Raw genomic sequence first — 10,787 nt, forward strand, 5'->3', positions numbered from 1 at the left:
GGGATAGGGTGGAAAGGGTCAGCTTTCCTGTGGATCGGGGGCGGGGGGCGCGTATTGGAGGGTTATTGGACAGATTCATCGTCTTTTGGTTGGAAATGGGAGGGTTTTGGTGGGAGTTGGTCGGGCTCAGGCAAAATATGACCTTCTCAGGACAAATAATGTCGGCCTCAGACAAAATATGTCGGCCTCAGGCAAAGTTAGTTCAACTCAGATAATAAGTAAGAGGCTCAGCTAAAATTGGAGCTTAGTTTTTCTCTGAGTTTGGCTAATGAGAGCTGAGGCGGACATCTGGTCTCCATTAATGCATAAAAGAATTCTGAGCCGCGCCAAAGTATTCTGAGGGCGGCCAAAGTATTCTGAGGTAGACAAAAGTATTCTGAGGCGGACAAAAGAGCAGCGGAGGGCTTCCAAATTGCGGCGGGATGTCCTATAATCATTAGTATCTATAGAAATATCGTCCGCTTTCCGCAGTTCAATGGGAGGGCGGGACGGGTTTTGGAAATACATGCTACTAACTTCCAAAATCGCCTCCTCCTATATCTCCTCCACCGAAATCGCCACCACCGAAGTCACCGCCGCCGACATCCACACCGCCGGTATCGGTTCCGAAATCACCTGTGCCGAAATCGCCACCTGTTTCGTAGTCTGAGAGGCCGCTTGTGTCGGCGCTTGAAACCTCCTGTCCACCATAATTACCGTATCCGCCGTAATTGCTATGACCCCAGGCGAAGGGGTTGAAGACACTCATCATTGCAAACATGCTAATCATGTTCCAGGAGAATGAATTGTCGTTATAGTTCTGATAAGGATCATAGTTCGGGACTGAGTACCAAGGGGTTGTTTTGCCGTCTATTGTTTGGGTTCGAAGCTGCGGCGAGCGGCCCGACCGGAGTTCGTCTAAGTCTTCAGGGCAAGCTAAAACAGTACGCTTCTGCCCGTCTAGCGTCATCGTAACCGGGGTTAAATCGCCATTTCCAGGGCGAGAGCAGAAGAAGCAGCAGTTTTTAACCGGTTGGAAGATTTCTGAGTTATTCGAATAGTCTTGAATGGTTGTAGCGTTAGCAGTTGCGCTCGATTTGCCATCGATATTCGTTAAATCAGGGACAGCAAAGGCAACTTTCGTGCCTTCGGTAGCAGCTTCGATATGCTTCTTGCCATTCTCGATGTCTTCTATTGCCTGAGCAAGATACAGCTTTGCGCGGTCAACCACATTAGGCTTGGTGGCGCTATCGAGGATGCGTGTGGCTTCTTCAAATTTAGCATCGGCTTGCTGGCGATATTGACGCACCGCATCAGCATTTTCGCCCTTGGGAAGCAGATCAGCATAGTTATCCAGATAGCTAATACCGTCGATGACTTGTCCCCGCAAGCTTTTCGCGCTTGCCAGCGCTCGCGCCAATACTTGTTTGCGGTTATTCGTAACGACTGCCCAGATAATTACAACTACACCAAGTGGAATGAATATAAATAGCCCCCAAAGTGTGGTTTTTGTTTGGGCTTGACCTTGTGCCGCTTCACTTGATGCCGTGGCAAGCCAGGTGATTGCCGGAGTGTAATCTGATTTGGAAACGTACTTCACCGCTCCATTTTCAAGCTCAGTCATCTTCTTTTCGCTGATCTTGTCTGAGTAGACCGTTATCCCCCGTCGAGTGGCTAGAATTATAATCGCATTATTGAGCGTTAGGCGCTTTTTAAAGATGTCTTTTGCCAGTTGGACACGTAGCTCTCTTCCATTCTTAATATAGTTTTTACCAAGAGACGGTACTACAACTACTTTGAGTGTCATCGGCTTGATGCGTTCGGCTACTTTTTCAACATCTCCCAAATTAACGACGTCTTGCATGCTGGGAGCAACATAAACAGTGCCGCGAGCAAGTTGCTGGTAGACATCCTGATTGGATACGGCCCTTTGCGCCAAAATAGGAACGGTCAGTAACATTATTGCTGCGAAAAGCAGTGTATTTTTCATCATAATCACCCCAAGTTACTCAATTTAAAGGTTCAATGCCCCCGGCGGAGCTTTGAAGGTTCCCGCCTCAAACTTTGGATTTAGCGTGTATCTCATGTTCCATTCGTAGATTAAGGCTTCGTTATTTAAAGTCTGAATTGGGTCAGCGCCTACTTTTGGTTCAGTATCGATTAATGCTGCTTTAACTTTTACTACAAGTCGGCGAAGCAGATGATCTTTGACGCCGATATAGAATTCCATCGATCCTTCGACGCCCTTGGAGTTCTTGTAATCGGCAGAGATGACATCGACGTCTTGAGTATCGATCTTTTGGCGCGGGCCGGTCTTCAAGTTGCTAAGATACTTATAAAACCGATCTATATCTGAGGGTGGGCTGAGAATTAACATCAAAGGCAAGCCGGAGTCGGAAAGCATCTTTTCGAAGTTACGAAGCATATCCGTCATCTCCGCAGGCGCTTCCCTCCCAATATTTTGTCCACCATACGGCAGATAAAGCTTTTTGCCGGTCGAGACCACAAGCGTGGAACGAACTTGAGCGCCTGTCCGATCGGTTTGCTCAAGACGAAACAGGTTGGGACGCTGAATTAGTAGATTAGTTTTTATGCTTGCATCGCTACTGGACTGCGTTTGATTTGCATCATGGGCAGAGTTTATACACACCATTGTGAGTGTTTGGTAGGTGCTGTAGGCTTTTGTCATCTGATCTAACAGCATTTTGGGGTCGGTAGGTGTATTGACCGGGGTCTGAGCGTTGACCAGTATGAGAAAAGAAAGCAATGTAGAGGTCATCATTGTTTAACTCCTTGACGTTTTCAAGTTTTACGGGAGCTTCCTCGCCATTTTAAATCCGAGTATCCTGCGCGTTGATTAACTGTTCGAGCCGATGTGAATAGGAAATCCGATAATCGGTTCAGATAGCGGATTATCTCCGGATTTATCTCTTCGATTTCGCTAAGAGCGATTACTTTTCGTTCAGCGTTGCGGCAGACTGATCGAGCGATATGAAGCTGTGCCGCGACTGGTGTCCCGCCTGGCAAGATGAAAGCATTCAACGGTTCAATGTCATTTTCGAGCTTGTCGATTGCGTGTTCAAGAAACTCGACATGGCTTGTAGTTACACAAAGATGCGGATCGGACTTTTCGGTCGATCCTGCCAGTTCCGCGCCCAATTCAAAAAGGTGGTTCTGAATTTGCTCAATCAAAGCGGCCAAATCTCTATACGAAAGGTAAGCCCTGGATAGACCTAAGTGGGAGTTGAGCTCATCCACTGTGCCATAAGCTTCCACGCGCGGATCGTTCTTGCGTACGCGCTTTCCCCCAATTAAGTCGGTTTCCCCTCGGTCACCCGTCTTTGTATAGATGCGCATATCAACATTGTACCTCAAGGTTTTGAACTGAATAGTGATAGCGCTTACAAGCAATCACAACTAACCTTAGTTCAGTTGCTTGACAATGGGAATTAGCTCTTGTATACTGGAGTTGATTGATCCGAAACAGGAGGTCACCAAACAGCCGGTGATAACATCGCGGCTAGATGTAGTATTTGCTCATCATAGTGAAGAAATTTTCGCCAACCTTCTAGATTTCTATAAGGTGCGGTGGGAGTACGAACCGCGCGCTTTTGTCCTCTTAAGGGATGAAGATGGTAATATCAAAGAATCATTTACTCCCGACTTTTATCTTCCCGATTACGACCTCTATATCGAACTCACCACACGCCGAAAGAACTTAGGAACCCGAAAACGCCGCCGTATCGAGCGTTTAGAAGAACTCTATCCCGACATCAAAATCCGCCTCTTCCACCCCAAAGACATCCAAAAACTTATGGTCAAGTATTCAATTCCTGCTCAGACTAAAGTCTGAAGAAACGCTTATTTGAAGCCGATCAACGTGCTTTCCTTTGTTTCTTGCGGAATTGCCAAACTGTTTTTACCAGTGTTTACGTGGTACAAATAGAATTAGCGTTGGATTGAAATCAGGAAGGCAAATATGACACACCCACCACTTATGAGTACGATAATTGCAATCGGTCTAATACCTGTCGCATTTCTTTTTATACATGCGTTTGTGAGCGGCTTGAAGAAGGGCAGCCTGCATCCGGTGACGGGAACGACGGCAATCTTGTGCGATATAGGCATGTCGTTGGGCTATATGATTGCCAGGAGCCTCCACTTATCGATTGCGGTGGGACCAGCAGCGGAAGGATATATCCGCAAGCTCTTTTGGATACATGGTCCCATTTCAGGACTGGTGATCTTATTGGAAGTGGCTGTCCTCATCACTGGTATTAACAATTATCGCCTCAAAAAGCGCGATATTGAACGTCCCACCCTCCACGGTAAGCTATCCCGTACCCTCTTTTACCTCTGGTGGGTCGCCTTTCTTACCGGCGAAGCACTCTATCTGGGGAGATACGTGCTGTAGGAAGAGAATATGAAGGCACAATTTGAATTTCATCCACCCCAAAGTTAGTCATTCTAAATGGAGCTATTTACCTCGATCATTTGGGTTTAGATGATTGTGGGCCGACTGTTAACACGTTACAATAAGTTCCAGTCGCACATTCCCCCATAACTTGACCCCTAAATCTCCTGCCCCCTACCTGGCGTGAGAAGAAGCACTTGAGTTTGGGGGGATTTGGCGGCTACTTGGGTTCGGAAGGTTTCGGGGTTGCCGCCGTGTTCGGCGAAGAGCCAGAAGTGGGCGGGGATAGTGCTTTTGGCTTGGCATTTTGCGACGAGGGTGGAGGATTCGTCTTCGGATAGGTTGCCGTATGCGCCATTGATGCAGGGGATGACGATATCGGGCTTAGTGGCGATGATGGGAGACATAAATGTTTCGTTGTAGCCTGTGTCGCCAGTGAAATAGAGGGTATGGTTGGCGAATGTCATCAGAAAACCTACTGCACTGGAGCATAGTTCGCCATGATCCGCTTTTGTAGCTTCAACTTGGATGCTCCCGCATTTATGGATTGCTCCGGAGTAGGTGAGTTTGTAGGCGATCCCCTTGCTGTTCAAAAAATCCTCGCAGCACTCCGGAGCGATGACATGGCAGCCGGGATTGGCCTTTACTAGCGTTTCGAAGCTATCCACATCCAGATGATCCATATGGTCATGGGTTAGGAGCAAATAATCGAAACGCAACTCTTCCGGCAGAATAGGAGCAAGGCTGAGCCGGCGGAAGCCGAACATTCTTTCCACACAATCACTAAGGTACGGATCGATGCAAATGACTTCCCCAGTGGCGAACTTGAATACAAAGCCCGCGCCACCCAGCCAATAGACAATAACGCTGCCCTCTTTAGGTAAATCGCTACGGATATCTTTTAGGTTATAGCTCATTCTAGTCACCCATCTTAATCATGAATTTGATGCGGCGGTCATTTTTGGTCTTCATATCGAGCATCGCTTGGGGAACCTCATCGAGCGAATAGTAGCCGGTGATGAGCGAAGTAAAGTCGAGCATCCCAACCGACATTAGCTTGAGCGTTGGTTTATACATGCCTAAGCTTCCGGCAGAGCCCATTAAATTGATCCCGCCGAAAACAAAACGATCGATATCCAGCCCATCGATTAACTTCTCATAAAAGGCTACCGCTGAGATTGTTCCGCAGGGATTGAGCAGGGTTAGGCTCTCCTTAAGAAGTTCAGTCGAACCGGATGCCTCAATCACGCAATCGACACCCTCCCCTTTGACCCCATCGGTTAGAGAAGTGTTCATAAGGTTCAATCCAACATCCACGCCAAGGTCAAGCGCCGCTTGAATTTTGAAGTCTTTCCTGCCTGCAATAATAACCTTAGCAGCGCCGGACAGCTTGGCGATTTTGGCGGCCATGATGCCGATTGGGCCGGTGCCAATAACCAATACCGTATCGCCTAGCTTTACTTTGCCCAATACCACCGAATACATCGCTGTGGCGGCAGGTTCGACCATCGCGCCGTTATCGAAGCTCACTTCATCCGGCAGTCGGAAGAGGTGTCTAGCAGGCATGAACATGTATTCGGCATACGCCCCATCCCAAGTATTGATGGTACCGACACATCGGAGACCAGCGCAGGCAAAGTATTGGCCCATGAGGCATTTGGAACACACGCCGCAGGAGACTGCCGTATCACCGACCACCCTATCTCCCGGTTTGAAAATCGAGACCCCTTCACCGACCTTATCAACCACCCCCGACCACTCATGTCCCGGGAGCATTGGGAACTTAATCGCGCCATTTTTGACGAACGAAAACTCACCGGAATAAATAGAATAATCCGTTCCGCAGATGCCGGAGCGCATAACCTTGCACCGAACCTCACCCGGCTTCGGCTCTGGGGTTTTAACCTCAGACACTCTTAATTGGAGAGGCGCTTCAATATAGGCTGCTTTCATTTCTTAACCTCAATATGTTCTGAAATAACTTCTTGAATGGTATCCCGAGGGCCGGTTAGGGCGCAAAGGTAGCTCTTGCATGTGACCTTCTCAACTCCCTTGCCGACTGCCGGGCTGTGATATTCCACTTCTCCGAATGGATAAACATCCGCCCCATAGAATAGCTGGACGGGACATGCAAATTCAACTGATTCGCCGAAAGGAGGATCGATATACCGGCCGTCCGGCTTTAGCTCGAAGCCTCGAATAATTAGCGAGGCAGAATCGACGCCCAATTCTCGATAATAACCGATAACACCCGTCAGGTCGTTGCCCTGAAATCCGACTTTGAACCGGTTCTTCATCGCATAACTCACCGGCACGTAACCGTGTTCATTCTCGCCAATCGCTCCCGTCGGGTCGCCGGGGTAGGTAACATAGTCCGAACCGCTTTTCTTGCCCACCATCACCGTTCCGCCCTGAGGGACTTGGATCAGGTCCCAAAACCCCAATTCCATCGGGCAATCCCCCTCAACCTCTAACGTCGTCGTCTCCTCATACCCGGCGGTCGCTATCTCCGGCTTCGTTGTAAACCGTCTTAGTCCTTCTGATGTGAATGCGCGGATTTCCCTCTTCGTCTTGAAGGGAATAGCCACGCCGGAAGCCAATACAGTAACCGCCCCGCTGTTCTGGAGCGTTATTGAGTCGGTTTCGGCTGTAAAGCTGTATTTCCCCGGATCGAAGCACACAGGAACGGTATAGGTTCCCCAAGGGTCGTTGGGGTCAGGAATAAAGAAATCAAACTCAGGCGCCAGCCACAACCGGTCACCCCCCGGATTATCCCACAGAGAAGCCCCCTGATTGAACTCACTATTAGTCCAAAACGCGTTATCAGCCTCATCCCCTGTCCAAACCCCAATCACCCGCCCATAAGAAGGCAATAAAGCCACCGAACCACCAGCCCCTGATGGGAAGGAGATGACTTCTACATTAAAATCATACAGAGATGGCTGTTTCATATATGTTGGCACAGAGGGATTACAGCTACAAAAGAAAGATTCCCTTCTGTAAGGGTTTGTACTTTATCGCTCATTTTGTATTTCTCATTTGTACTAATTTACCGTTTATTATAACTACACTTTCAAAAGGATCTATAGACACAAAAGAGATCGGCTGTTGCATTCCTACAGCCATTAAATCATCCACATTTTCAACACAGCCTATCCCAAGATTGGCTGAGAAAAAATCGACACAGTGCCCTCGAAAAATGGGATATCCATTTTCTTCATAAAGCGTTATATAAATATCCGGTGCTTGAGGTTCAGTGTAAACTCCTTGAACACGAGTTACTACTTTAATACTATTCATACTACGGATGAATGAAACTGAGTTAACATTACACTTTCCAATATTTACATTAAAAGCTATGAAATCTGAGTAGGGCGCAAAGACTAGACCAGGATATTGCTTTTTCAGATTGTCCAAAATACGGGCAATAGCAGCTGCTTTAGCAGCTGCTAAGTCTTTTTCTATTCTAGCTTGTCTTGCATTTTTGATGGTAATAGTAGTAAAGCCTATTGCCACAAGTAAAAGAGGAACCAGCGCTAATAATAAGCATCCGTATAAAAGCTTATTATTTCTTTTTTGAGAGATTATGGGTGGAGCTATCATTTAGAACATTTGCCAGTCAGTGATGGCTTCTCCTCTTTGTAACCTAGCGGCTATCATGCCTGCGTCAATAACGTTTACCACATAGATGACAAAACAAATTGCATTTGTGCACATCTGAATAGCGCTACCAAATCCCATATTTGCGCCACCAGATGTACTAGAGCTCACGGTTGAAAATATCAATCCCATGGATATAATAAATCCTCCGCAACATAAACACAAATTGACAAGAAAGAAAACAACTCCTTTCAGGATTTGTCTGTTATATACTTGTCCTAACCCACTAAGCAATATAGACAGTACAACCGCTATGATTGGCGAATGAGCACCTATAGGTACTTGAACAGCTCTTTGAGGAAAAGCTGCTGGCACATGAAATATTGCCTGAAGTTCAGGGATTGTTTTAGCGAGCTTCGTCTCCCCTGTACTTTGATCAATGATTATGCTATTAGCGTTTATTCTGTTTTGTACAGCCCACAATTCAAGAGTTTCTAAATCTAAAGGGCCGTATTCTACTCCAGAAGAATCTCTTACTTTATACATTTTATCTCCATAGTTTACTAATGGTGACTGAGTATAAGGCTCGGTATTATCATGGATTTCTTCTGTTGGAACTATTTCACAAACAAGTGTCTATAAATATGTTCTCAACTGAATTCATTATTAGACTTACTTCTTCAACCCCTGCCTCACCGCTGCTACTTCTTGGCTGCAGATTTTGTGTAATAGGTAGATGTCGCAGGCGTGCCAGAAGAGTTTCATTCCTTTGGCTTGCCAGAAGAGGGCCTTTTGGGCGTCTCCTACGGCGATGCCGGGGAGGACGTTGTGCCGGTTGCACGCCTCGATAATTCGCTCGATGGCGGCGATATATTCGGGAGATTCCCACTGGCCGGGGATGCCCATTCCCATCGATAGGTCATCATTCCCAACAACGGCCACATCAACCCCCTGTACACATAAAATGTCGTCCAGATTGACGAGGGCTTCGACGGTTTCGATTTGGATTCCAATCACTATGTTCTTGTTGACTGTTTCAATCTGCTCGACTACCGAGTTCCAACCTTTGTACTTGCCAACGGGGCAACTCGACCCGGCCAATCCGCGAGAGCCGAGAGGGCGGTACCGAACCATATCCACAATTTTTTCAACCTGTTGGCGGCTTCTAATTCTCGGCACAAAGATGCCGTCAGCGCCTTGATCGAGGGCGCGGTTAAGCTCGTGATAACAGTCTTCAGCTACTCTGACCATGCACGGCAGGCCAAGACAGCGGGCGGTGCGGATGTGGTCGGAGATGGTCTCTTCGTTCAGCGAGGTATGCTCGCGGTCGATCATCAACATGTCGTATCCCGCATCCGCAAAAACCTCAACAACTGCTGGGGATCGGCTGTCCATTATCCCCCCGCTTATTAAAACGTCTCCCGCTTTTATTCTGGCTTTTAGTTTTCCATCACATACATTCATTTTAATTCCTCAGTGTCGATAGTTAGGATTTAGCAATTCAGAAGGGGCTTTGCCCTCAAAGAACTCCGTCAAATCGGTCAGGCTGGAGTCCATCATCACTTCCATCGCCTCCTCGGTAACCGCCGAGGTATGAGGCGATAATATCACATTATCCATGCCGGTTAAAGGATTGCTCTTGTCGATGGGAGCATTCGCGAACACATCTAAACAAGCGCCGGCGATTATGCCCTTTTGAAGCGCCTCGATAAGCTCATTCTCCCGAACTACCTTACCACGCGAAGTGTTGACAAAGACCGCTGACCGTTTCATTTTATTAAATAGTTCTGTGCCGATGCTGTTCTCCGTTTCGGGATTAAGCGGTATGTGGAGGCTGACGAAATCCGAGTTCTTGAGCAGTTCATCCATACTGATATTCTCAACCCCTGCCCTGTCCACTTTATGATACTTGTCATAGACCAAAATCCGGCAGTTAAAACCTGCTAGGAGGGTCACCAGCCACTTGCCGATAGCCCCAAAACCGATGATGCCGACCGTCTTTCCGTAAAGCTCTTTTGTCATTCGGGGACGCCATTGCCCCTGGTGCATTTCGTCATCGAAGCGGCATACCTGGCGAGTGTAGCAGAGCATCATCCCCAGCGCATATTCGGCCACCGCGCGCGCATTCCGACCCGGCGCAGCAGTTACGGCTATTCCTAAATCAGTTGCGGCATCAATATCGATATTATCAACCCCAGTCCCATGGCGGACGATAAGCTTCAGTTTATCCTTGAGCTGATCAAGTGCCCAGCGGTCATACTTCTCCCCACCCGCTATCACCGCATCAAATCCCTTCACTAGCCTCACCGTCTCCTGCGGCGAATAGTCATCAGGCGGCGTCCAAACCATTTCAAACCCCTTCGGCTTCATCTCCTCGAAGAGTTTGGTATACCCCTGCCCAAAGTCAAGATTAGTCACAACCACTTGAATAGCCATACAACAAGTATAGCGCGTGCGGCTGGAAAAGGGGCGCTTTGTTTAGCTGATAGTTATCTTGTAGCATGGCAATTGATAAGAAAATCATAAATAAGGCAAGTGATCGATTTCATATACAAGATCAACTTCGGTGGCAACCTTCCGAGAAGTAGTACACCTCTCTGGTACACTTGTTTCAACGTGGAATCCGCTGGAAAACTGGGAAGGGGTATAGAAGCATGAATTCGGAAGCGATTGTATCCAAGCATACTTGCAACTTTAACAAGCCGCCGACTAAGCTAACTGATCGGCGATCCGTTGATTGCCCGTTGATGGGGAATGGCGATCTTGGAGTGGCGGTAGCGGGCCTCCCTGAGGC

12 protein-coding genes are annotated in these 10,787 nt (G+C 47.7%); 2 read left to right on the forward strand and 10 right to left on the reverse strand.

The features are described from left to right. Positions 1 to 511: 511 nt before the first annotated feature. The 3 genes from WCO51_04765 to WCO51_04775 are packed head-to-tail and all read right to left on the reverse strand — an operon-like array spanning position 512 to position 3,336. Positions 512 to 1,972, reverse strand: coding sequence for a hypothetical protein (locus WCO51_04765; protein ID MEI6512570.1), 1,461 nt, complete (start codon positions 1,970 to 1,972; stop codon positions 512 to 514). Positions 1,973 to 1,993: 21 nt separating this feature from the next. Further along, on the reverse strand, positions 1,994 to 2,761 hold the full coding sequence (locus WCO51_04770) for a hypothetical protein (GenBank protein MEI6512571.1): 768 nt from the start codon (positions 2,759 to 2,761) through the stop codon (positions 1,994 to 1,996). Between the two features lie 20 nt (positions 2,762 to 2,781). After that, the gene (locus WCO51_04775; GenBank protein ID MEI6512572.1) at positions 2,782 to 3,336 is read right to left on the reverse strand and encodes a cob(I)yrinic acid a,c-diamide adenosyltransferase; all 555 of its coding nucleotides are present in this window, start codon (positions 3,334 to 3,336) and stop codon (positions 2,782 to 2,784) included. A 148-nt stretch (positions 3,337 to 3,484) separates the two neighbouring features. Between WCO51_04775 and WCO51_04780 the strand changes: the two genes are divergently transcribed. Both WCO51_04780 and WCO51_04785 read left to right on the forward strand, forming a co-directional pair. After that, a complete protein-coding gene (locus tag WCO51_04780) occupies positions 3,485 to 3,832 on the forward strand; it encodes a hypothetical protein (GenBank protein MEI6512573.1) in 348 nt (115 codons plus the stop codon). Between the two features lie 126 nt (positions 3,833 to 3,958). After that, positions 3,959 to 4,393 carry a hypothetical protein gene (locus WCO51_04785; GenBank protein MEI6512574.1) on the forward strand — a complete coding sequence of 145 codons (435 nt, stop codon included), beginning with the start codon at positions 3,959 to 3,961 and terminating at the stop codon, positions 4,391 to 4,393. Positions 4,394 to 4,551: 158 nt separating this feature from the next. On the opposite strand, the gene WCO51_04790 is transcribed toward WCO51_04785, so the two are convergent. The 7 genes from WCO51_04790 to WCO51_04820 form a co-directional block, all read right to left on the reverse strand. After that, complete coding sequence (locus WCO51_04790) at positions 4,552 to 5,310, reverse strand: MBL fold metallo-hydrolase (protein MEI6512575.1); 759 nt, start codon at positions 5,308 to 5,310, stop codon at positions 4,552 to 4,554. A gap of 1 nt (position 5,311) precedes the next feature. After that, positions 5,312 to 6,346 (reverse strand): alcohol dehydrogenase catalytic domain-containing protein, encoded by a 1,035-nt coding sequence (locus WCO51_04795; GenBank protein ID MEI6512576.1) that lies wholly within the window; start codon positions 6,344 to 6,346, stop codon positions 5,312 to 5,314. Continuing rightward, positions 6,343 to 7,344, reverse strand: coding sequence for a hypothetical protein (locus WCO51_04800; protein MEI6512577.1), 1,002 nt, complete (start codon positions 7,342 to 7,344; stop codon positions 6,343 to 6,345). Before WCO51_04800 ends, WCO51_04795 begins: the two co-directional genes overlap by 4 nt. A gap of 70 nt (positions 7,345 to 7,414) precedes the next feature. Further along, entirely contained in the window at positions 7,415 to 7,996 is a 582-nt protein-coding gene (locus WCO51_04805; GenBank protein ID MEI6512578.1) for a hypothetical protein, read from the reverse strand. Further along, positions 7,997 to 8,539 carry a hypothetical protein gene (locus tag WCO51_04810; protein MEI6512579.1) on the reverse strand — a complete coding sequence of 181 codons (543 nt, stop codon included), beginning with the start codon at positions 8,537 to 8,539 and terminating at the stop codon, positions 7,997 to 7,999. Between the two features lie 126 nt (positions 8,540 to 8,665). Beyond that, complete coding sequence (locus WCO51_04815; GenBank protein ID MEI6512580.1) at positions 8,666 to 9,457, reverse strand: aldolase/citrate lyase family protein; 792 nt, start codon at positions 9,455 to 9,457, stop codon at positions 8,666 to 8,668. Positions 9,458 to 9,466: 9 nt separating this feature from the next. Continuing rightward, positions 9,467 to 10,429: a phosphoglycerate dehydrogenase gene (locus WCO51_04820; protein MEI6512581.1), complete on the reverse strand. Its 963-nt coding sequence runs from the start codon at positions 10,427 to 10,429 to the stop codon at positions 9,467 to 9,469. Positions 10,430 to 10,787 lie beyond the last annotated feature (358 nt).

The organism is bacterium (assembly GCA_037131655.1).
Lineage (GTDB): Bacteria > Armatimonadota > Fimbriimonadia > Fimbriimonadales > JBAXQP01 > JBAXQP01.